Raw genomic sequence first — 23,208 nt, 5'->3', positions numbered from 1 at the left:
TGACCACCGTGACAGATTAAGCTGCTTTGTTAGCGGCTTTGATCAGCGCGGCAACGCGATCGGAAACAGTAGCGCCCTGGCCAACCCAGTGAGCGATACGATCCAGATCCAGGCGAGTTTCTTCTTCCGCGCCGTTAGCGATCGGGTTGAAGAAACCAACGCGCTCGATGAAGCGACCGTTGCGTGCATTACGGCTGTCGGTGACAACAACCTGGTAGAACGGACGCTTTTTAGCGCCGTGACGTGCTAAACGAATAGTTACCATAACATCCTCTTGTGTGAATAAAACAACCGGGCCCCATCGAGGAACGGAGCCCGGTGTCATATTAAAAGCCCGAAAATTTTACTGATTTCTGTGCAAAAATCAATTCAAAACTACATACGCTAAATAATTCGAGTTGCAGGACAAAACGCGAAAGCGTTTTGAACAGCGCTTGCGCTGGCCCCGAAGGGGTGAGGCCGAATGGCCGAATCACGCGGCAAATGAGTAAATCCCCGGGAGCGTACACAAGTACGTGACCGGGGTGAACGAACGCAGCCAACGCACCTGCGGCTTGAATTATGACGCGTATTAGCGGCCAGGGAATCCAGGCGGCATCATCCCTTTCATCCCACGCATCATTTTCATCATGCCGCCTTTCGACTTCATCTTCTTCATCATGCGCTGCATGTCGTCGAACTGCTTGAGCAGACGGTTCACGTCCTGCACCTGCATCCCGCAGCCGGCGGCGATACGGCGCTTACGCGAACCTTTGATGATTTCCGGCTTGGCGCGCTCTTTCAGGGTCATCGAGTTGATGATGGCTTCCATACGCACCAGCACTTTGTCGTCCATCTGCGCTTTCACGTTGTCCGGGATCTGGCCCATACCCGGCAGCTTGCCCATCAGGCTGGCCATGCCGCCCATATTTTTCATCTGGCGCAGCTGTTCAAGGAAGTCGGTGAGATCGAAACCGTCGCCTTTTTTCAGTTTGGAGGCCAGCTTCTCGGCCTGCGCGCGGTCAACTTTGCTCTCGATATCTTCGATCAGCGACAGCACGTCGCCCATGCCAAGAATGCGGGAAGCGACACGGTCCGGATGGAACGGCTCCAGCGCTTCGGTTTTCTCACCGACGCCGAGGAATTTAATCGGCTTGCCGGTAATATGACGAATTGACAGCGCCGCACCGCCGCGGGCGTCGCCGTCCACTTTGGTCAGTACCACGCCGGTCAGCGGCAGCGCTTCGTTAAAGGCCTTTGCGGTATTCGCCGCATCCTGACCGGTCATCGCATCGACGACGAACAGAGTTTCAACCGGGTTAATGGCGGCGTGGACGTGCTTAATTTCGTCCATCATCGCTTCATCAACGTGCAGACGACCGGCGGTATCCACCAGCAGCACGTCGTAGAATTTGAGCTTCGCTTCTTTCAGCGCCGCGTTGACGATATCAACCGGCTTCTGGCCGACGTCAGACGGGAAGAAATCGACACCAACCTGCTCGGCCAGAGTCTCCAGCTGTTTGATCGCCGCCGGGCGGTAAACGTCCGCGGAAACGACCAGCACTTTTTTCTTGTGCTTCTCGCGCAGGAATTTCCCCAGCTTACCGACGCTGGTGGTTTTACCGGCACCCTGCAGGCCCGCCATCAGCACCACCGCCGGCGGCTGCGCCGCCAGGTCGAGGGTCTGGTTCTCTTCGCCCATCGCCGCCACCAGTTCGTTGCGGACGATTTTGACGAACTCCTGACCCGGGGTCAGGCTTTTATTGACTTCATGGCCGACCGCGCTCTCTTTGACGCGGCTGATGAAATCACGGACCACCGGAAGCGCAACGTCCGCTTCCAGCAGCGCCATGCGCACTTCGCGCAGGGTGTCTTTAATATTGTCTTCTGTAAGGCGTCCGCGGCCGCTAATGTTGCGCAGCGTACGCGACAAACGATCGGTTAAATTATCAAACATTGTCTCTCGCCTGAGGTGGAAACGGTCGGTCGCCGCAGCGACACACAAAACGAATGTGGCGGAGTATAACACGACATCAATCTGAATGTGCTGCAACGGTTGGAGCAGAGGCCTGCTGACGTTATACTGCTTCTCTTTCTTATTTAGCCAACAGCCGACACCTATGCCTGTTTTTGCTCTACTCGCCCTTGTCGCCTACTCCGTCAGTCTCGCGCTGATTATCCCCGGCTTGCTGCAAAAAAACAGCAGCTGGCGGCGAATGGCGATTTTATCTGCGACTATCGCGTTGATCTGCCATGCTTTTGCACTGGAAGCACGGATATTCCCCGGCGGCGAGAGCGGGCAAAACCTCAGCTTACTGAACGTCGGGTCGCTGGTCAGCCTGATGATCTGCACGGTGATGACCATCGTGGCCTCGCGCAATCGCGGCTGGCTGCTGTTGCCTATCGTCTATGCCTTTGCGCTGATCAATCTGGCCTTCGCCACTTTCGTGCCTAACGAATATATCACCCACCTGGAAACCACCCCGGGGATGCTGGTGCATATCGGCCTGTCGCTCTTCTCGTACGCCACGCTGATCATTGCCGCGCTGTACGCGCTGCAGCTGGCGTGGATCGACTACCAGCTCAAGAATAAAAAACTGGCCTTCAGCAGCGAAATGCCGCCGCTGATGAGCATTGAGCGCAAAATGTTCCACATCACCCAGGTCGGCGTGGTGCTGCTGACCCTGACGCTGTGCAGCGGCCTGTTCTATATGCACAATCTGTTCAGCAGCGAAAACATTGATAAAGCGGTGCTGTCGATTATTGCGTGGTTCGTCTATATCGTTCTGCTGTGGGGCCACTATCATGAAGGGTGGCGCGGACGTCGTGTGGTATGGTTCAGCGTCGCTGGCGCCGGTCTGCTGACGCTGGCCTATTTTGGTAGCCGTGTGCTGCAGCAGTTCGTGAGCTAAGTCTTTTAAGGAATCCTACGTGGAACATATCTCCACCACCACGCTGATCATAACGCTGATCGTCATGGTGATTATCTCTGCCTATTTCTCCGGCTCCGAAACCGGCATGATGACGCTGAACCGCTATCGGCTGCGTCATATGGCGAAACAAGGCAACCGCCCCGCCAAGCGCGTGGAGAAGCTGCTGCGCAAGCCGGACCGCCTGATTAGCCTCGTGCTCATCGGCAACAACCTCGTCAACATTCTCGCCTCGGCGCTGGGCACTATCGTCGGTATGCGTCTCTACGGCGACGCCGGCGTCGCGATCGCCACCGGCGTGCTCACCTTTGTGGTGCTGGTATTTGCCGAGGTGCTGCCGAAGACCATCGCCGCGCTCTATCCGGAAAAGGTCGCCTACCCCAGCAGCTTCCTGCTGGCGCCGCTGCAGGTGCTGATGATGCCGCTGGTGTGGCTGCTGAATACCATCACCCGCATGTTGATGCGCATGATGGGTATCCGCACCGATACCGTCATCAGCAGCGCTTTGAGCAAAGATGAACTGCGCACGATTGTGAATGAATCCCGTTCACAAATCTCACGGCGCAACCAGGATATGCTGCTGTCGGTGCTGGATCTGGAGAAGGTCAGCGTTAACGACATCATGGTGCCGCGCAATGAGATTGTCGGCATCGACATCAACGATGACTGGAAATCGATCGTCCGCCAGCTGACCCACTCCCCGCACGGCCGCATCGTGCTCTACCGCGATTCGCTGGACGATGCCATCAGCATGCTGCGCGTCCGCGAAGCCTATCGCCTGATGACGGAGAAGAAAGAGTTCACAAAAGAGATCATGCTGCGGGCGGCAGATGAGATCTACTTTGTTCCGGAAGGGACGCCGCTCAGCACCCAGCTGGTGAAATTTCAGCGCAATAAAAAGAAAGTCGGTCTGGTGGTCGATGAATACGGCGATATTCAGGGGCTGGTCACCGTAGAAGATATTCTTGAAGAGATTGTCGGCGACTTCACCACCTCCATGTCCCCCACCCTGGCGGAGGAAGTAACCCCGCTCAACGACGGCACGGTGATTATCGACGGCAGCGCCAACGTTCGCGAGATCAATAAAGCCTTTAACTGGCACCTGCCGGAAGATGAGGCGCGCACCGTCAACGGTATCATTCTCGAGGCGCTGGAAGAGATCCCGGTCCCGGGCACCCGCGTGCGCATTGAGCAATATGATATTGATATCCTCGACGTGCAGGACAACATGATCAAACAGGTGAAAGTGATGCCGGTGAAATCATTACGCGAGAGCGTCGCGGAGTAGCGCGAGCGAAGGAATTAACATCACGGTGGGCTGCGGCCCGCCGTTTTTTTATCTCGCGCCGGGAGCGGTGGCATAAAAAACGGCCGCCCGCGGGCAGCCGTTCAGCAAAGCAGCAGGCGTTATTTCGCTTTCGCTACTGTCACCATCGCAGCGCGAATAGTACGGCCGTTCAGGGTATAACCTTTCTGCATCACGGCCAGCACGTTGCCCGCCGCCACGTCTTCAGACTCGACCATCGCAATGGCCTGGTGGACGTTCGGATCCAGCGGAACGTTGGTGTCGGCGATCACTTCCACGCCGAACTTACGCACCACGTCCAGCATGGATTTCAGGGTCAGTTCGATCCCTTCCACCATCGGCGCCAGGTCCGGGTTAGCCTTGTCGGCCACTTCCAGCGCGCGGTCCAGGCTGTCGATTACCGGCAGCAGTTCATTGACGAATTTTTCCAGCGCAAACTTGTGCGCTTTCTCGATATCCTGCTCGGTACGACGACGCAGGTTATCTTCGTCGGCTTTGGCACGCAGCATCACTTCACGTTCACGTTTCTGCGCTTCAGCCAGCTGGGCTTCCAGATTCGCAATTTTTTCATCGCGCGGATCCACCTGCTCAGCCGAAACTTCAGGCTCTACCGCCTCAACGTCGTCGTGCTGCTCCGTGATAATTTCTTCCGGGGCTTGCCCCTCAGGCGTTTTCTGTTCTTTACTACTCATGAATTTCTCCGCGTTTTTTTTCGCATTCATCTCGCTAACTTCGCTTATTATGGGGATCAGTTTCCGGGTTTCAAGGGAAGCGGACAGATTGTCACTATTTCATTTAACGCAAGGACATCCAGATCATGAAGAACCATTTCAAGTGTATCGGCATTGTGGGACATCCTCGTCACCCCACCGCCCTGACCACACATGAAATGCTCTGGCGCTGGCTGTGCAGCAAAGGGTATGAAGTGCTGGTTGAACAGCAGATCGCCCATGAACTTCAGCTCAGCAACGTGAAAACCGGCACGCTGGCGGAGATTGGCCAACAGGCCGACCTCGCGGTGGTGGTGGGCGGCGACGGCAATATGCTCGGCGCGGCGCGGACCCTGGCCCGTTACGACATTAACGTCATCGGCATTAACCGCGGCAACCTCGGCTTTCTCACCGACCTGGACCCGGACAACGCCCTGCAGCAGCTCGCCGACGTGCTGGAAGGCCACTACATCGCCGAGAAACGCTTTCTACTGGAAGCCCAGGTATGCCAGCAGGATTGCCAGAAACGCATCAGCACCGCCATCAACGAAGTGGTGCTGCACCCCGGCAAAGTGGCGCATATGATTGAATTCGAAGTCTATATCGATGAAGTCTTCGCGTTCTCTCAGCGCTCTGATGGCCTGATTATCTCCACCCCGACCGGTTCCACCGCCTATTCGCTGTCGGCCGGCGGCCCGATCCTTACGCCGTCGCTGGACGCTATCACTCTGGTACCAATGTTCCCGCACACCCTTTCAGCGCGACCGCTGGTGATCAACGGTGACAGCACCATTCGCCTGCGCTTCTCTCATCGCTGCAGCGATCTGGAGATCAGCTGCGACAGCCAGATTGCTCTGCCGATCCAGGATGGCGAAGACGTCCTCATTCGCCGCTGCGATTATCACCTCAATCTGATTCATCCTAAAGATTACAGCTATTTCAATACATTAAGCACCAAGCTCGGTTGGTCGAAAAAATTATTCTGATTTTCATTGCTGCCTCTTTACTGGATAAAAAACCAGTCTATACTGTACGAAAACACAGTATTGGTTTTTCATACAGGAAGGCAGCTATGTTGGCGCAACTCACCATCAGTAATTTTGCTATCGTTCGTGAACTGGAAATTGATTTCCACAGCGGTATGACCGCCATCACCGGGGAAACCGGCGCCGGGAAATCTATTGCCATCGACGCGCTGGGGCTGTGCCTCGGCGGCAGAGCAGAAGCCGACATGGTGCGTCGCGGCGCCACCCGTGCCGACCTGTGCGCGCGCTTCGCGCTGAAAGACACCCCAGCCGCCCAGCGCTGGCTGGAAGAGAACCAGCTGGAGAGCGGGCGTGAGTGTTTACTTCGTCGCGTGATCAGCGCCGACGGCCGCTCGCGCGGCTTTATCAACGGCACCGCCGTCCCGCTCTCGCAGCTGCGCGAGCTGGGCCAGCTGCTGATCCAGATCCATGGCCAGCATGCCCACCAGTTGCTGACCAAACCCGAACACCAGAAAACCCTGCTCGACGGCTATACCGGTGAGTATGTGCTCACTCAGCGCATGGCCGAGCACTATCGCCAGTGGCACCAAAGCTGCCGCGAGCTGGCCCAGCATCAGCAGCAAAGCCAGGAGCGCGCTGCCCGTGCCGATCTGCTGCAGTATCAGCTTAAAGAGCTGAACGAATTTAACCCGTTGCCAGGAGAGTTCGAGCAGATTGACGAAGAGTACAAGCGCCTGGCCAACAGCGGGCAGCTGCTCAGCACCTGCCAGCACGCCCTGACATTGCTTGCCGACGGCGAAGAGGCCAATCTGCAGAGCCAGCTTTATACCGCGAAGCAGCTGGTCAGCGAGCTGGTGGGTATGGACAGCAAGCTTTCCGGCGTTCTGGATATGCTGGAAGAAGCGACCATACAGCTCAGCGAGGCCAGCGACGAGCTGCGCCACTATCACGACCGTCTGGACCTCGATCCGAACCGTCTGTTCGAACTTGAGCAGCGGATTTCCCGGCAAATCGCGCTGGCGCGTAAGCATCAGGTGATGCCGGAAGAGCTGCCGGCAGTTTACCAGGCGATGCTGGAAGAGCAGCGCCTGCTGGACGGCAGCGCCGGCTCGCTGGAATCCCTCAGCCAGCAGGTGGTTGAACATCATCAGCTGGCGCTGGAGACCGCGCGCCAGCTGCACGCCCTGCGCCAGGCCAGCGCCGACGAGCTGACCCAGCTCATCACCGAGAGTATGCACTCACTTTCGATGCCGCACGGGGTCTTCGCGATTGAGGTCGCATTCGATGAACGCCATCTGACCGCCGACGGCGCCGACCATATTGAGTTCCGTGTCACCACTAACCCGGGTCAGCCGCTGCAGCCGATCGCCAAAGTCGCCTCCGGTGGAGAACTGTCGCGCATTGCGCTGGCGATTCAGGTGATCACCGCGCGTAAAATGGAAACCCCGGCGCTCATCTTCGACGAAGTGGACGTCGGCATCAGCGGCCCGACTGCCGCCGTGGTCGGCAAGCTGCTGCGCCAGCTGGGCGAGTCCACGCAGGTGATGTGCGTGACCCACCTGCCGCAGGTCGCAGGCTGCGGCCACCATCATTTCTTTGTCTGCAAAGAGACCGATGGCGAGATGACCGAAACCCATATGCAGCCGCTGGATAAACGTGCTCGCTTGCAGGAGCTGGCCCGTCTGCTGGGCGGCAGCGAGGTCACGCGCAACACCCTGGCGAACGCGAAAGAGTTGCTTGCGGCGTAAACTTTTTGATTTTCACAGGGTCATAGTGAACAGCAAATTGCCTGCTGACCTGCAGCCGGAGGTTTCCAACGGGGCGAAGGTCTATTATTATCGGCATATTACAGATGAGCCACGTACTGCTCGGGCCCAAAAAGGAATCAAATCACTATGCGCTGTAAAACGCTGACTGCTGCCGCAGCGGTTCTTCTTATGTTGACCGCAGGCTGTTCCACTCTGGAACGAGTGGTTTACCGTCCTGACATCAACCAGGGTAACTATCTGGCACCAAACGATGTAGCGAAAATTCGTGTCGGTATGACGCAACAGCAGGTTGCTTATGCTCTGGGGACGCCAATGATGACGGATCCGTTCGGCACCAATACCTGGTTCTATGTATTCCGTCAGGAGCCGGGCCACCAGAAAGTGACTCAGCAGACCCTGACCCTGACCTTCAATAGCGGCGGTGTGTTGACTAACATTGATAACAAGCCCGCGCTGACCAGTCAGTAAGGCCCGGAAAAGCAAAAAGCGCTCGGTGAGCGCTTTTTTTATGGCTGATAACTGGTCTGCTACTGCAGGTTACTTCGCAGCGCTTTTCTCTGCCCGCTGGCGACGCAGCTCTTTTGGGTCAGCAATCAGCGGACGATAGATTTCCACCCGGTCGCCGTCGTGAACTTCGTCATGCAGTTTTACCGGACGGCTGTAAATACCCAGCTTGTTCTTCGCCAGATCGATATCATCACGCAGCGCCAGCAGACCGCTGGCGATAATCGCCTGCTCGACCGTCGCCCCCTCGTCCAGGGTGACCCGCTGCAGGTACTGCTTTTCAGGCAGCGCGTAGGCGACTTCAACACGAATATTAGCCGGCACTGTAAACCTCTTTGGCGCGCGAAGTGAACGCTTGCACCATGTTAGCGGCCAGCTCTTTGAAGATCCGGCCAAAAGCCATCTCAATCAATTTATTGGTAAACTCAAAATCGAGATGGAATTCGATTTTGCAGGCCTCGGGGCTCAGCGGGATAAACTTCCAGCCGCCAATCAGCTTCTTGAACGGGCCATCCACCAGGCTCATTAAAATGCTCTGGTTGCTGGTCAGTGTATTGCGGGTCGTGAAGGTCTTACTGATGCCGGCTTTGGACACATCAACCGCCGCCGTCATTTGCGTCGGCCCGAATTCCAGCACGCGGCTACCGGTGCAGCCTGGCAGAAAATCAGGATAGGACTTCACATCGTTTACCAGTTGATACATCTGTTCCGCGCTGAAAGGCACCAGCGCAGTACGGCTAATCTGAGGCATAGCAGGTTCCACATTTAAACACAGTGCAAATAATATCATTTATCTGCTGCTAAAAAAAACGCTGTGCCGCAACTCGTGCTAAGATGCGCAGTACACCTCGCAGGATGCGATCGAGGTAACTGTGTATAAGACGATGACTTCAGGACATTATGACTAAGAAAAAAGCCCACAAACCTGGATCAGCCACCATTGCGCTGAATAAACGCGCCCGTCACGAATACTTTATCGAAGATGAATACGAGGCTGGTCTCGCCCTGCAGGGCTGGGAAGTCAAATCCCTGCGTGCAGGCAAAGCCAACATCGGCGATAGCTATGTCATCCTGAAGGATGGCGAAGCCTTCCTGTTCGGCGCCAACTTTACGCCCATGGCCGTGGCTTCCACCCACTATGTCTGCGACCCGACGCGTACCCGTAAGCTGCTGCTCAACCAGCGCGAACTCGACACGCTGTACGGCCGCATTAACCGCGAAGGTTACACCGTCGTCGCCCTGTCGCTGTACTGGAAGAACGCCTGGTGCAAAGTGAAAATCGGCGTCGCCAAAGGTAAGAAACAGCACGACAAGCGTACCGACCTGAAAGATCGTGAATGGGCGCTGGACAAGGCGCGTATTATGAAGCACGCCGGACGTTAACCCCCTCCCCTGAGGGCCAGCTCTCGCTGGCCCTTACGCTATATCCTTGTTGATGCTGCTTTTTCGTCCACCCCGTTGAAACAATCCTGCGTAATGGGGCTGGTAACGACATTCACAAATCTGTTATACTTGACCTACACATTGGGGCTGATTCTGGATTCGACGGGATTTGCGAAACCCAAGGTGCATGCCGAGGGGCGGTTGGCCTCGTAAAAAGCCGCAAAAAATAGTCGCAAACGACGAAAACTACGCTTTAGCAGCTTAATAACCTGCTCTGAGCCCTCTCTCCCTAGCTTCCGCTCTTAAGACGGGGATCAAAGAGAGGTCAAACCCAAAAGAGATCGCGTGGATGCCCTGCCTGGGGTTGAAGCGTTAAATCTAATCAGGCTAGTTTGTTAGTGGCGTGTCTGTCCGCAGCTGGCAAGCGAATGTAAAGACTGACTAAGCATGTAGTGCCGAGGATGTAGGAATTTCGGACGCGGGTTCAACTCCCGCCAGCTCCACCAAAATTCTCCATCGGTGATTACCAGAGTCATCCGATGAAGTCCTAAGAGCCCGCACGGCGCAAGCCCTGCGGGCTTTTTTGTGCCTTGAATTTGTCCCGCGAGGTCTGATGCCAACTAATTAAATCCGAACCTTTTAGGCACCTTGTTAGGCACCTTATAAAGCTTTATTGTTTTTGAGGTGCCTAAGACTATGGAAACCCGGCAATGGCAAGACAAACCAAACCCCTATCCGTTAAAGAAATCGAATCTGCTAAACCCAAGGAAGCGGACTACGTTCTCTATGATGGCGATGGCCTTGAGCTACTGATCAAATCCAGCGGGAGTAAAATCTGGCAATTCCGCTACATTCGCCCCGTCACCAAGAAACGAGCGAAAAAGAGCATTGGCCCCTACCCGTCAGTTACGCTTGCCGATGCCAGAAACTATCGCGCAGAGTCTCGTTCTCTTCTGGCGAAACAAATCGACCCTCAGGAACATCAGCAAGAACAACTACGCAGCTCACTGGAAGCTAAAACCAATACTTTCCAACTCGTAGCTGAACGTTGGTGGAATGTGAAGAAAGCCAGTGTGACAGAGGACTATGCCGACGATATCTGGCGCTCTCTTGAAAGAGATGTCTTTCCTGCAATTGGCGACGTTAGCGTTACAGATATTAAAGCTCACACGCTGGTTCGGGCCGTCCAACCGGTTCAGGCCAGAGGAGCACTGGAAACCGTTCGTCGCCTGTGCCAACGCATTAATGAGGTCATGATCTATGCACAAAACACAGGGCTGATTGATGCTGTTCCCAGCGTTAATATCGGTAAAGCCTTCGAGAAGCCTCAGAAAAAGAACATGCCCAGCATTCGACCGGATGAGCTACCTCAACTGATGCAGACAATGCGAACAGCCAGCATTAGCCTTTCCACACGCTGCCTGTTCATGTGGCAACTTCTTACTATTACCCGCCCTGCCGAAGCGGCTGAAGCTCGCTGGGAAGAAGTAGACATAGAAGCGCGGGAGTGGAAGATTCCTGCAGCACGCATGAAAATGAACCGCGACCATACTGTTCCATTGTCAGATGAAGCAATTGCAATACTGGAGATGATGAAGCCTTTAAGTTGAAATCGAGATTTATCTTTCCCAGCCGCATCAAACCAACCCAGCCGATGAACAGTCAGACCGTAAACGCTTCGCTAAAACGCGCAGGTTTTGGTGGGGTGCTCGTTTCACACGGTCTGCGATCTATCGCCAGTACAGCCCTTAATGAACAAGGCTTTCCGCCTGATGTTATCGAGGCAGTACTAGCCCACGTGGATAAGAATGAGGTTCGGCGTGCTTATAACCGCAGCGATTATCTTGAGCAGCGACGGCCAATGATGCAGTGGTGGGCTGACTTCGTTATGCTTCTGATCGCGGAAGTATCATTTATAGTGGGACAAAAGGAATGCGGTTAGTCGTGTGACTTAATTAAACTGAGATCAGTTCAAGCTTTTGGGCTGATAAAGTAAAACTTTATATTTCCATCCGGTAATAGTCAGGAGCGAATGTTACCCTAAAAAGCAGGAGTAATTAAAAGAATGAACGCTGCATAGTGCAACGCCCCATTTGCTAATGTATTTTTTGTTTAAAGTCTTATGTGATTTTGCGACAACCGATGTCAGACTCAGAAGTTCAACATAGCAATGGCAGGACGGCGCGTCAGCTTAAGCGTCATTAAGTGCACATTTACCCAGACAGATTCGATACGCTTTAATATCCAGTATCGCCATCTGTTCGGTGAATTTTTTTCATCTAAGGAGCATAAGTACGTGGAGTTTTCTGTTTTAATTCGCCCCTTTTTGTCAATGGGCAAAGGCATCTGGGCCCAGATTAAACGACCGTTAGCAGAACGGAAGGCTCTGACGCACCCTGAACAAGAAAAACATTCACTCTCTAGTGTTATGGAAAAAACGTTAGTGCATCTTGGCGTAGAACCATCGGCATTGCAGCCAACCTGGAAGCGTTGGGTTTTACTGCTAGAGAGTAAGATTGTTGGCACGGAAACATTTGCAATGCCTCACGTTAAGGAGTGGCTTAATGTCGCTGAGGTTCAGGAACACCTCAAAAACCTAGCAGTACAAAAATTAACCGGCAGCATAAATCCCTTTGAGAGTGAGCAGGTATTAATTGAAATCTACGTAGCTAAAACAGGGGAAACTGAACACAGGGCAAAAGACATTATATATCAATCGGTTAATGCCATTACCGAAGGTACTCTTAGCGGCCTTAAAGATCCAGAGTTGGGCATCTTAATGAGAATTCATTCTCAAACAATGCATGAACGTTTCGAAGAATTAAATCGACGGCTTTTTCCAGAACAAATGTTCTCGGTTCAGCACCTTTGCTCTGTTAATGAACAATGGTTGAAAGAAACACTGTCAAATAAAATCCGCTCAAAAACAAGACTTGGGCAAGTGCTATGCCCGGGTGACTCTCAGGTCGTGCTTACACGCACTGCGCTCATAAAGCAATTTTCCGACGACCTATCAACCTTACCAGAAGGCGGAGTAATCGTCGTAACGGGAGCAGAGGGTAATGGTAAATCATGGCTAGTAGCACAACACTGGCTGTCCGTTCCTGTAAAGCCACTAACAGCGTTTATTAGAGCGGAAGACATAGAGGAACCTTGTAATGATATCGCTGCTGTCGTCATCAACGCCCTGTGTCGTAGTTGTCAGGGAGATCTATCTCTTCACACCAAATTCTGGCATGAGCAATTCAGGACGTGGTCCGATAGCGAAAAGCGCCCCGCATGTGGATTGATTGTCATACTTGACGGTATAAATCAACGTCCAGCGATCCGCTGGGCACATTTCATCGACAGGCTGAGCGAATTCCTTCAGTGTCTGGGTGGCAAACTGATTGTGACGTCCAGAAAGCATTATTTTACTCAAAATGTTGAATCCAGACTGGCAACACCCGTTATAAAAAGGCCTGTCCCGGAATGGTCCGCAGAAGAACGGGACTCAATACTCGCTTTATGCTATATCAGCATCGCAGGAAGAAAACTCAGTGAGAGCGTTGCAACCAGCCTGCTTAATCCACGTATGCTTGGAATTGCATTAGAACTGTTTAGTGCAGAACAATTGCATGATTTAGCAGAGCTAAGTGTATCGTTGATGTTGTTTGAGCACATTAAAGTCAGCCAACGAGATAGTTATGAACTCTCTGCAGAGCTATTCAGTAATAAGCTGCGTTCGTTCGGACAGGAAGTGCTTGAACGGATCGAAATCAAAGACAATGAAGATATTGATATTTTCAATGCAGAACTTAACGGTATTTTTCAAGGAGGGTTGCAAGCCGTTATTGATGGGCGTTTTTTTATCCCCTTGCCTGAAGACCCAACAAGCTATCGTATTCATCCTGAAGGACTTAGCCTGGCTCTGGGGATGGCTATCCTTGATATTGTCAATAAAGCAGCCAGAAATCATAAAGATCTTGATGAGGTAATGGCCTCCGTCGTCGAGCCCGTCATCGCGCTTGATAAGACGTCGGATACCCTCTTTGCAGCCCTCACCATTGCCAGCCTAGAAAGGCAGTATCCTGTTGCAAGCGGCGTTGCCATTCTAGTTAGTTTTGCCGGACTGCAAAATCCCGACGCGCTGCTTACCCCTGCATTTATGGCTCTAGCGCGACGTCGGCCTGAAATATTCATCAATGCTTGTGAACATCTTGCACTACGTGATATCAATCTCCCACAGCATTACTGGATTGAAGATGCGCTCCTGCACGCCTCCCGACACACATCCTCCGCGGAAAAAATTCTGACAGCAGCTAATAACTGGCTTGTATGGAGTCCAACTCTTACCCCTCTATGGTCAGTGGGGGGGGGTCAGCGTGATGCTGACATACAGACTGAAATTGAAAAACGGCAAAAAGAACGTGAGCATAAAATTGGCCTATTGTCGCCTGAAGAAACAGAAATTTTCAGAACATTAGTCTTAAAAGACACAGATAGTTTATCGGCACTTCATTCACTAGCCATGAAGCTTTTTGCAGGAAAGGCTTTAATGCCGCATATTAATGCGTTAGTTAAATGGAATTTTGCTTCTAATATAAACCAGGATTATGGCGTTCCCTGGCAGACATTCCGCGACTTGATCGCGTTTAACTCAATTGACTGGCAAAACGTCCGTTCCCACTTGCGGGATCAATGGACGCTTTTTGTACATAACAAAAGTTCACGTACAGGTAAATGGACGGCTATTAATCTTTTGATGGCGACAGGTAATTCTGACGATGCGCAACTCGCCGAGATGCTTGCACACCAGTTACGTGACAATAGTTCGGACATCAAAAGTTGGCATATAAATGAATCATGGTGTGAAGCTGACCCCTGTAATCCGGCTAATCCAGAATCCAGCAATGTCAGCCAAACGGCAGAGAAACATAGCAAATTGGACGTAAGCAAGCTCTTCAATTCCTTCGGCATCGGTTATCAAGAAAGATTCTTTACGGGGGCAACCACCTCTCTTGCCCGTTACCAACCTCAGGTAGCTATCGATAATCACCTCAAACTTGCTGAAGACATTCTGTGCCGAAGCGGTCTCCCACTACGACAGGGTATTTTTGCGCTCTTACCGCATAGGGCATTAATAACTCCTGATATTGCAAGAAAACTCGTAAGACGAGTGACCAGCAGCACTAAAGACGACCGGTCAGCATGGTCATCTCTGGGCGAGGAATCGGAACTGATGCAGCAGTTCCAATTGATTCTGGCTTTTCATCAATTGAGTGTTAATGAACAAATCTCCGTTTTAAGGACACTCCGCTATGGAGATAAACTGATTATGTCGCTCAGTGACAGCTTAAAAACACTGAACTGGCAGGATACTGAAAACAACGTACTTGCGGCGTTAGCTAATGGCGATACGGATGAGCAGCTAACATCGTTACTGTTTCATCCTAAGACTGGCCCGTTACCTGCGGGCCTAGTAAATGCCCTTCCGCAATTGCTCAGTAGTGCATCGAAAAGCGTCCGACATCTTACGCTGAAGATGCTGATAAACGTGAATGACCCGATTGCGTTACGTTGCGGTGCCGAGATCGTGATGTCTGAATCAATCACAACATCCGATCAGTACGAGCAGTGGCACTTCTCAGCCTTGCTGCTCAAGGCAATTAATCAAAACATCATCGGGTGGAAAGAAGGGAAAACGCACTTAACCTATTTCCACATTGCTCAATTGGCAAGCATTTATAACGGAGAAATCGCTAGAGATGCTGCGCAGTATTTTGACGTACTCTTGAATAATGCCTTTCAGCAGACAATTGATGTGGGGACCCTGCAGCTTAAACTGCTTCTGAGGTCGACAGACGACAGGGCTTATACATTTCACCATCTTAGTGAGGTTGTCGTTCCTAAGCGAGAGGATGGTGAAGACATGAGATCACTAATGGCACTTCAGGAGATGGATAACTTCGAAAAGCAACAGCAACGCATTCAACATAATTACCATGAAATCAAAGATGTACTTACCAAACTAAATCTATCTGATCTGACTAACCATTATTATCCTGACGACATTGCAGCTCTGGTGAGGGCTGAACCTGAGCGTTCACTTGCATGGGCAAACCTGTTCCTTGATAACAAAAATGTGGATGTTCTCCACCAGGTCAGACATATAGGACTAACACTTGCACAGGCCATCTCGACTCAGCATCCAGAAGTGTCAGTTCGTCTTTTTGAACGACTTGACCACATTGTTCCTTTCTGTCGCGTTGTGTTTACCGAGGCCGAGCTTGATCTGTGTGCTGTTGCGGTCTGGTCTTCGTTCGACAGCCCTGAGATTGAGGCATTGCGCTGGCGTCGATTAGCTCTAGCGGAAAATAACAATCGGCTTGCCCATGAGGTTTGGGCAGCCCTGTTCTGTCAGCAGAGTGAAAAATTACTGCAATACACTCGGAAGTGTTGTAACTCATCCTGGCCTGTGCTCCAAGCTAGGGGCATCATGATGGCGGGGTATTTAGGTCAGAATGAGCTTTCGGACGGCACGCTCAAAGCAAACACCTATTCGGGCCTTCTCCAAAAGTCCTTAAAAAGTGCAAGTGACTCCTATCAGCGTCATTTATGGACGCGTCACTGGTTCAAATTGATGCAGCAGGCGCCCTCCGCAGAATCTTTCTGGTGTGCTTCAGTTATATTTTTGCAAGTCGTCGATGAAAGATTCTTGGCAATCGGGTATGAACACACTGATAACAGAGATATTTTTCAGCAATACTGGCCTACTGTTTTGTCGAAGCTGAATTCCCGTTTCCAGAAGCCTAGCAACAAACGAATGGAGCATTTGTTTGGAGGAAAAGCACCGTGGCCAGGTTTTCTTACATGCCCAAATTTAAGCCGTCAGCATGATGAGGGTGACACCGTACGTGGGCTTTAACATACGTGACAAAAGCTCCGTTTTAATGGCTGCTTTTATGTGTTTTTACAGTACATTGCACACTCAGCTCGGGATAAATTCTCGGGATTATCTTGCACCGTTGTAGTGAGTATGCCGTGATACAGCTACGCTCGGCGTTGCACTTTCAAAGGAGCGAAATAATTGCGTTCGATAAAGCCCCTTATGCACAAACATTGGGTCAAGCTCATTTATTCGCCTGGTTCCATCCCAGCAATGCGAAAAAACTCAAACAACACTACTTGCTCTTAAAATCTATGAACAGACTAATAAGTACCCATAGTGTTTGAACCATGACAGAAATTTTTTACTAAGGTGAAGGCGTGGCAATTTTTGACATTGAAAAGGATGAATTACTTCGGCTCTCCGATACTCAGCTAGAAGAGCTGATAGCTCGGCTAGCGGAAGCTGAAGTGGCAATACATGGTCATAGCCCTGCATGTGTAAATTGGTCTGGCTCAATTACAGCCCCTGACGGAGGAATTGATATCCATGTGCAGGTTCCAGTTAATCAACTGAAACCAGGCTTTCTTATAAGGCCTAATACGGTCTTTCAGGCAAAGAAACATAAAATGCCAAAGGCTACAATTGAGAAGGAAATGGGCATCGGCAAAGCGCTTTCCCCCATAATCTCTGAACAAGCCAGAAAGCAAGGTAGCTACATCATTGTCAGCCTGGGTGATGATTGCTCGCCGTCAGGAAAGGCGGATCGTCTCAAAGCGATGAGGGATGCAGTAAAAGATGATCCTAACAAAAGCAATCTTCATCTCGATTTCTACGACCGTTCCAAACTCATTCAATGGCTCCGCCAACATCCATCAGTCATGCTGTGGGTAAAAGGGAAACTTGGACAAGGGTATTCCGGTTGGCAACCCTATGGAGCCTGGAGCAATCCGCCCCAAGGTGTTACAGACACTTTAATCTCAGCCCCAGGTGTAACCATTACTTTACCGTCGGGAAAGGGGCAAAAACTCAAAATTGATGAAGCAATTAGCCCAATGCGAGCACTTATCCGTTCGACGAATAAGGCAGTTCGTATTACAGGATTGTCTGGTGTCGGGAAGACTCGGATCGTTCAGGCGCTCTTTGATGAAACTGTTGGAACAGATGCGCTTGACCGGACAGTAGCTATTTATGTTGATACTGGCTCTGAGCCAGTACCGTCGGCTACAGCAATGCTTGATAAGCTGATCGCTGAGGACCGACGAGCAATTATGATCCTTGATAATTGCCCATCAGAACTCCATGCTTCGCTTGCCAGCAAGGTATCAGCCGCAGGAAAAGAAGTAAGTCTCATCACTATCGAGTACGACATTAGGGATGACAAACCACAGACAACTGAGGTCATCCATATTGAGACAGATGGTCCGGAGGTGGCAGAGCAACTTCTTATCCGTCGCTTCCCTTCTATTGGTCAGAATAATGCCCGTCGTATTGCTGAGTTCGCAGATGGGAATGCAAGGGTTGCTTTGGCTATAGCTGAGAGGGGGGAAGAAGGTGAGAGTTTGGCCATACTTTCTGACGCGCAGTTGTTTAATCGCTTGTTTGAACAACGTAATCATCCAGACGGTGATTTACGGGAACAAGCGGAAATATTGTCTCTGGTGTATTCATTCTCAGTCTCTGCGACTGGTATGAATTCTAATGAGCTTGAAATATTAGGTTCACTGTCGGGGTACTCCAAAGCACAATTATTTAGAGCAGTTACGAAGCTAATGAGTCGTCACGTTGTTCAGAAGAGGGCTAATTGGAGAGCAATCTTACCCCATGCCATTGCTAACAAACTGGCTGCATCTGCACTTGATAGTATCCCGGTTTATCAACTCAGGGCTGTCTTTGAAGCACCTGACAGGGCGCGTTTATTACTTTCATTTACTCATCGACTGGGGTTGTTGCATGACCACCCTATTGCAAAAGAAATTGTTGAAGCCTGGCTTCAGCCTGAAGGACTAATTGGGCAAATTTTAGACTTGGACGATGAGTCGGTGCGCATACTGGATTATATCGGTCCAGTCGCCCCTGAAACTTTGTTAAATCGGATTGAAGCAGAACTTACCGCACCTGACTTTAAAGGCATTGAACCGACTTATGATCCGCGGCGACTAGCCATTCTCAATCTCTTGCAATCGTTGGCATATGAATCTAACGCCTTTGACAGATGTGCCAGGCTTCTGATCCATATGGCAGACTATGAAGACGAGAGTAACAATCACGACTCAGCTCAAGGCAAGATCGTGAGATTTTTCCAAGCGTATTTGTCTGGCACTCATGCTTCTTTAAACCAGCGAATCATGCTGATGAATGAATGTTTCTCATCAGGCGTAACCAGCCGCAGAGCGTTGGGGTTCAAAATGTTATCTACTGCTTTGGAAGGCTCACACTGGACAGGCGTTGGGGTGAACGAGTTTGGTGCTCGCCCCAGAGATTATGGATTTGACCCCTCCTATGATGAGCTTGTTGAATGGCGAAGTGCTTTCATCGATGTTGCTGTGCAACTGGGTACCTCCGGCGATTCTGAAATTGAAGCCTCTGCTCGTATAAACCTGGCTGACGCATTTCGAGGCCTTTGGGACCAGGATGCGATGAGGGAAAAACTCGCCGATGCAGCTCGTAAATTGCATGCTTACTCCCCTTGGGGAGATGGCTGGAAAGCCATCCGTTCAATAATTTATTTCGACTATACAAGGCCTACAGATGCCGAGGGGGTTGAGCCGATACCTGAAAGCCTTGCAGCACTGGAGAAGGAGCTGGAGCCTAGCGACTTAGTAGCGGAAATAATGACTTACGTACTTAGCCGAGGGGGAGACTATTGGGCGCTTGATGCTGATTTGGGGCATGACGAAACCGAAAAGTTTAGCGCGGCTGAGAAGCGGCTTGAAACCAAAGCTATCCTATTAGGACGAGATTTTACGGCATCAAATCATAAGCTTGAAGAATTGGGCCAAAATTTGTTCTCTACCGATTGGATGCCCTATCGCATTGCATTTGGAAAGGGGTTAGCTGACGGAGAATATGATCTGCAAATTGGCTGGCAGCAGCTTGTTAACCTACTTGATCTATATCCAAGGATTAACAAAGATTTTGCAGTTTTTGCCGGTTTCATCGAACAAACAGATGCTGTGGCTCCGACGTTAGCTCAAGAATTTCTCGAACAATGTTCACAACACCCAGAACTTCGGCGGGTTATAGTTGGTTTGCACCCTCGGCGAGAGTTTACAGAAACTGATTTAAATCGCTGTATGTCAGTTCTGGATGATCCTGAAATAAGCCCGCACATATATGGGCCAATTTTGTGGCGGGACCAATATGTTAATTTGTCTGCAGGTCGTGTTATTGAACTTGCTCATCGTCTCCTGAGTAAAATAAATGGTGACGATGTAGTGTTGGATTCTTTAAGTATGAGGTTACCTCGTCAAGAGAAGGCTGAGGATACACTTGGTGCTAACCTGCGGCAGATTGGTTTAAGAGCCGCAATCATTAGAGTCCAAAGAGATCACCGTGACTCTGGTGGGTCTACAGATTATCGCATGGAACGTGTCGTTGGCGCTGCTCTGCGATTTGATGGTTATGAGTCACAAAAACAGGAGTGGCTGAACACGATTTTTTCTGTTTTAGATGAGCATTATGGGTATTTTAATTCATTTGGAAGAACCATTGAAACGACTGCCGCATTGATGCCAGAAGCATTTCTTGATCATGTTTTTGAGGGTAACGAAAAACAGCGACAACGACGTTTATTTTTTATCAGTCACGGAAGCTTACGTCGGTTGCCTCTTTCTAAAATTGATGTAGACGTTTTAATTCAATGGTGCCGCGCCAGAAATGATCCCAATGTTTGGCCTGCTATTGCAACTGGTGTAACACTTTGGGTGAAGGATGATGAAAAGAGTGTAACCACCATACAGGAAGCAGCTTTAGCTCTATTAGAGGCCTCACCTGAACCAATGGTTGTGCTGGAGGCCTTCGCTGAACGCATTAGCCCATCATCCTGGACTGGAAGTTTGTCAAATATCATGCAACTTAGAGCTGATGCTTTCAGTATGTTGAGCAAGCATGAACGCCCAGATATTGCTAAAGCAGCCAGAATAGTGCATGAAAAAATAATTCATTGGATCGAACGCCAAATAGAACGTGAGCAACGGGAAGATAGTGAACGGGAACAGCGGTTTGAATAAAGGCTATAAGCCCTAGCCTATACGAAAACCCTTTGTTAAGGAGAAAGTAATGGAATCTGCACGTGATAAACGTACCGGAGAAAAAGTCGAGGCAGAAGATCTCTGGCTGCTAGATGATATTAATACTGTAAGTATCCCGGCAAAATGAACCATTCACTTTTAGAGATCTTCCGACATACTGATTATGTCCCCTGAGGAGATCGCTATGCGCAAGATCCGATTCACTTAACACAAGATCATCGCCGTGCTGAAGTCCGTCGAAGCCAGATGCGGCATGATGATGAAATGCGCGATCCCTGCGGCCTTTCAACCCGCAGGCACACCTGAGGCCGCGCAACTGACTCGCTCAGGCTGGATTCGCTATGTTCAATCAGAGCGGAAATGTCCCGGCACCGCGCCAGATACTGCATCCTTTCCGGGGTAAGGCTCACCCGCCTTGTGGTCCGGTTCAGCAACAACACAATCTGTTTCTGGGCGACATCGTCGCCGCCTGGAGCGATGACCGGGTATTCCGTAACGGACACTGGATTTTTGATGATGCGCCGGACGAGCTACGGACCGTTCACTATGTCGCAGGCGGGCAGTTCTATGCCATCGGCAAAGGCAGCAAATTCGATCATGGGCCGGGTCAGGACTAACCCTCCCCGGTCATGCAGCTCAATGATGAGATGCCTGCCCTGCAGAGCGGCTGACACTCCGGCGCCAGACGCCGGGCGCCTGGCCATACTGACGTTTGAAGCTGCGATTGAAGGACTGCTGGGAGTCAAAGCCGAGGGCGATCGCCACGTTGAGGATCGGCTCGTTGCTGTGGGCTAAGCGTTCGACCGACTTTTGCAGCTTTCGCGCCCGGATATACTCCCCGAGCGGGTGCCCGGTATGTTCTTTGAAGATCCGCTGCAGGTGCCACTTCGAATAGCCGGCTCGCCGGGCAACGGTATCAATATCCAGACGGCTATCAAGATGGTTGTCGATCCAGTCGATCAGATCCTGAATGATGGCGCCAGTGTTCATCATATTTCCCCCTCGCGGCCGGTTAAAAGCATCTTTGTCAGTTGCATTTAAAGGTGGCCTGTTTTTACACAAAATGCAAGTTTTATTGTTACATTTAAATCCACGCCAGGATCGCGGTTTTTGTCTCCCCCCTGGACCGCACATAAAGTGCAACAATTATTCTTGCACTTAGTTAAGCGCCTTCCTACAATCGCCGCGATAGTGTATTCGAAATTGTTACAGTTTTGTGGCGATGATCGACACAAATGGCCTTAAGCCAGCCCGGACAAAGGAAGTGGCGCGGTCTCTCACGCTGCGTCTTGCCCGGCGGCTACAATTACCGGAATAAAAATAATGAGCCTGCAAAAAACCTGGGGAAACATTCACCTGACCGCGCTCGGCGCGATGATGCTCTCCTTTCTGCTCGTCGGCTGCGACGACAGTGTCGCGCAGAATGCTGCGCCACCCGCCCCGGCGGTCAGCGCCGCTAAGGTGCTGGTGAAGTCGATCAGTCAGTGGGATAGTTTTAACGGTCGCATTGAAGCGGTGGAGAGCGTTCAGCTTCGCCCTCGCGTCTCGGGATATATTGATAAAGTGAATTACACCGACGGTCAGGAGGTGAAAAAGGGCCAGGTGCTGTTCACGATAGATGACAGAACCTATCGCGCCGCGCTGGAGCAGGCGCAGGCAACGCTGGCGAGAGCCAAAACGCAGGCCAGCCTGGCGCAAAGCGAGGCGAACCGCACCGATAAATTAGTCCATACCAATCTTGTCTCCCGTGAAGAGTGGGAGCAGCGCCGGTCAGCCGCGGTTCAGGCGCAGGCTGATATTCGCGCCGCGCAGGCGGCAGTGGATGCCGCGCAGCTTAACCTCGACTTCACCAAAGTGACCGCCCCTATTGACGGCCGCGCCAGCCGGGCGCTGATCACCAGCGGTAACCTGGTCACCGCGGGCGACACCGCCAGCGTGCTCACCACTCTGGTCTCGCAGAAGACGGTATACGTTTACTTTGATGTCGACGAGTCAACCTACCTTCACTATCAAAACCTCGCCCGTCGCGGGCAAGGGGCGTCCAGCGATAATCAGGCGCTCCCGGTGGAGATTGGCCTGGTTGGCGAGGAAGGTTACCCCCACCAGGGCAAAGTGGATTTTCTCGATAATCAGTTAACGCCGAGTACCGGCACCATCCGCATGCGCGCGCTGCTGGATAACTCGCAGCGTCTGTTCACGCCGGGGCTGTTTGCCCGCGTGCGTCTGCCGGGCAGCGCCGAGTTCAAAGCCACGCTGATCGACGACAAAGCGGTACTGACCGATCAGGATCGTAAATACGTCTATATCGTTGATAAAGATGGTAAAGCGCAGCGACGCGATATTACCCCGGGGCGGCTGGCAGACGGTTTACGCATCGTTCAGAAGGGGCTGAATCCTGGGGATAGCGTCATCGTCGACGGCTTACAAAAAGTGTTTATGCCGGGTATGCCGGTGAATGCCAAAACCGTTGCCATGACCTCCAGCGCCACCCTCAACTGATCCCTAATCAGAGAATTCAAC

15 protein-coding genes, 1 other RNA gene and 3 pseudogenes are annotated in these 23,208 nt (G+C 51.5%); 12 read left to right on the top strand and 7 right to left on the bottom strand.

Annotated elements, in window-relative coordinates:
• Positions 1 to 16: 16 nt before the first annotated feature.
• Both rpsP and ffh read right to left on the bottom strand, forming a co-directional pair.
• Positions 17 to 265, bottom strand: a complete 249-nt coding sequence (gene rpsP, locus B8P98_RS06490; protein WP_002914149.1) for a 30S ribosomal protein S16 — start codon at positions 263 to 265, stop codon at positions 17 to 19.
• A 306-nt stretch (positions 266 to 571) separates the two neighbouring features.
• Positions 572 to 1,936 (bottom strand): signal recognition particle protein, encoded by a 1,365-nt coding sequence (gene ffh, locus B8P98_RS06480; RefSeq protein ID WP_002914152.1) that lies wholly within the window; start codon positions 1,934 to 1,936, stop codon positions 572 to 574.
• Positions 1,937 to 2,099: 163 nt separating this feature from the next.
• Between ffh and B8P98_RS06475 the strand changes: the two genes are divergently transcribed.
• Both B8P98_RS06475 and B8P98_RS06470 read left to right on the top strand, forming a co-directional pair.
• Positions 2,100 to 2,891 (top strand): cytochrome C assembly family protein, encoded by a 792-nt coding sequence (locus tag B8P98_RS06475; protein ID WP_002914153.1) that lies wholly within the window; start codon positions 2,100 to 2,102, stop codon positions 2,889 to 2,891.
• A gap of 19 nt (positions 2,892 to 2,910) precedes the next feature.
• Positions 2,911 to 4,197 (top strand): HlyC/CorC family transporter, encoded by a 1,287-nt coding sequence (locus B8P98_RS06470; protein WP_012540838.1) that lies wholly within the window; start codon positions 2,911 to 2,913, stop codon positions 4,195 to 4,197.
• Positions 4,198 to 4,316: 119 nt separating this feature from the next.
• On the opposite strand, the gene grpE is transcribed toward B8P98_RS06470, so the two are convergent.
• Positions 4,317 to 4,907: a nucleotide exchange factor GrpE gene (grpE, locus tag B8P98_RS06465; RefSeq protein ID WP_008806096.1), complete on the bottom strand. Its 591-nt coding sequence runs from the start codon at positions 4,905 to 4,907 to the stop codon at positions 4,317 to 4,319.
• A gap of 125 nt (positions 4,908 to 5,032) precedes the next feature.
• Between grpE and nadK the strand changes: the two genes are divergently transcribed.
• From nadK to bamE, 3 genes are all read left to right on the top strand, one after another.
• Positions 5,033 to 5,911: an NAD(+) kinase gene (gene nadK / locus B8P98_RS06455; RefSeq protein ID WP_002914158.1), complete on the top strand. Its 879-nt coding sequence runs from the start codon at positions 5,033 to 5,035 to the stop codon at positions 5,909 to 5,911.
• A gap of 86 nt (positions 5,912 to 5,997) precedes the next feature.
• A complete protein-coding gene (gene recN, locus B8P98_RS06450) occupies positions 5,998 to 7,659 on the top strand; it encodes a DNA repair protein RecN (protein ID WP_080897730.1) in 1,662 nt (553 codons plus the stop codon).
• A 147-nt stretch (positions 7,660 to 7,806) separates the two neighbouring features.
• Positions 7,807 to 8,148, top strand: a complete 342-nt coding sequence (gene bamE / locus B8P98_RS06445) for an outer membrane protein assembly factor BamE (RefSeq protein ID WP_002914160.1) — start codon at positions 7,807 to 7,809, stop codon at positions 8,146 to 8,148.
• 69 nt (positions 8,149 to 8,217) lie between these two features.
• Here the strand turns inward: bamE and B8P98_RS06440 are convergent, their stop codons facing one another.
• Both B8P98_RS06440 and B8P98_RS06435 read right to left on the bottom strand, forming a co-directional pair.
• Positions 8,218 to 8,508, bottom strand: a complete 291-nt coding sequence (locus B8P98_RS06440; RefSeq protein WP_004145682.1) for an RnfH family protein — start codon at positions 8,506 to 8,508, stop codon at positions 8,218 to 8,220.
• Positions 8,498 to 8,935 (bottom strand): type II toxin-antitoxin system RatA family toxin, encoded by a 438-nt coding sequence (locus B8P98_RS06435; RefSeq protein WP_004145683.1) that lies wholly within the window; start codon positions 8,933 to 8,935, stop codon positions 8,498 to 8,500. Before B8P98_RS06435 ends, B8P98_RS06440 begins: the two co-directional genes overlap by 11 nt.
• A gap of 149 nt (positions 8,936 to 9,084) precedes the next feature.
• On the opposite strand from B8P98_RS06435, the gene smpB reads away from it, so the two are divergent.
• The 5 genes and pseudogenes from smpB (at position 9,085) to B8P98_RS06405 (ending at position 20,667) form a co-directional block, all read left to right on the top strand.
• Positions 9,085 to 9,567: an SsrA-binding protein SmpB gene (smpB, locus tag B8P98_RS06430; RefSeq protein WP_002914164.1), complete on the top strand. Its 483-nt coding sequence runs from the start codon at positions 9,085 to 9,087 to the stop codon at positions 9,565 to 9,567.
• A gap of 143 nt (positions 9,568 to 9,710) precedes the next feature.
• Positions 9,711 to 10,073: a transfer-messenger RNA gene (gene ssrA, locus B8P98_RS06425) on the top strand.
• A 204-nt stretch (positions 10,074 to 10,277) separates the two neighbouring features.
• A pseudogene (locus tag B8P98_RS06420) lies at positions 10,278 to 11,517 on the top strand (integrase domain-containing protein).
• A gap of 346 nt (positions 11,518 to 11,863) precedes the next feature.
• On the top strand, positions 11,864 to 16,474 hold the full coding sequence (locus B8P98_RS06410) for an AAA family ATPase (RefSeq protein ID WP_157738356.1): 4,611 nt from the start codon (positions 11,864 to 11,866) through the stop codon (positions 16,472 to 16,474).
• 341 nt (positions 16,475 to 16,815) lie between these two features.
• Entirely contained in the window at positions 16,816 to 20,667 is a 3,852-nt protein-coding gene (locus tag B8P98_RS06405) for a hypothetical protein (protein WP_095032827.1), read from the top strand.
• A 264-nt stretch (positions 20,668 to 20,931) separates the two neighbouring features.
• Here B8P98_RS06405 and B8P98_RS06400 read toward each other — a convergent pair.
• Positions 20,932 to 21,128 (bottom strand): annotated as a pseudogene (locus B8P98_RS06400) (LysR family transcriptional regulator); the annotation flags it as partial.
• On the opposite strand from B8P98_RS06400, the pseudogene B8P98_RS06395 reads away from it, so the two are divergent.
• Positions 21,102 to 21,305 (top strand): annotated as a pseudogene (locus B8P98_RS06395) (flavin reductase); the annotation flags it as partial. The pseudogenes B8P98_RS06400 and B8P98_RS06395 overlap by 27 nt on opposite strands.
• A 19-nt stretch (positions 21,306 to 21,324) precedes the next feature.
• On the opposite strand, the gene B8P98_RS06390 reads toward B8P98_RS06395, so the two are convergent.
• Positions 21,325 to 21,678, bottom strand: coding sequence for a helix-turn-helix domain-containing protein (locus B8P98_RS06390; protein ID WP_095033613.1), 354 nt, complete (start codon positions 21,676 to 21,678; stop codon positions 21,325 to 21,327).
• A 333-nt stretch (positions 21,679 to 22,011) separates the two neighbouring features.
• Here B8P98_RS06390 and oqxA point away from each other — a divergent pair, with 333 nt between their 5' ends.
• Positions 22,012 to 23,187, top strand: a complete 1,176-nt coding sequence (oqxA, locus tag B8P98_RS06385; protein ID WP_025712647.1) for a multidrug efflux RND transporter periplasmic adaptor subunit OqxA — start codon at positions 22,012 to 22,014, stop codon at positions 23,185 to 23,187.
• Positions 23,188 to 23,208: the final 21 nt, after the last annotated feature.

This window comes from Klebsiella quasivariicola (assembly GCF_002269255.1).
In the GTDB taxonomy this organism is placed as follows: domain Bacteria; phylum Pseudomonadota; class Gammaproteobacteria; order Enterobacterales; family Enterobacteriaceae; genus Klebsiella; species Klebsiella quasivariicola.
This window is presented reverse-complemented; position numbering and strand designations above follow the sequence as displayed.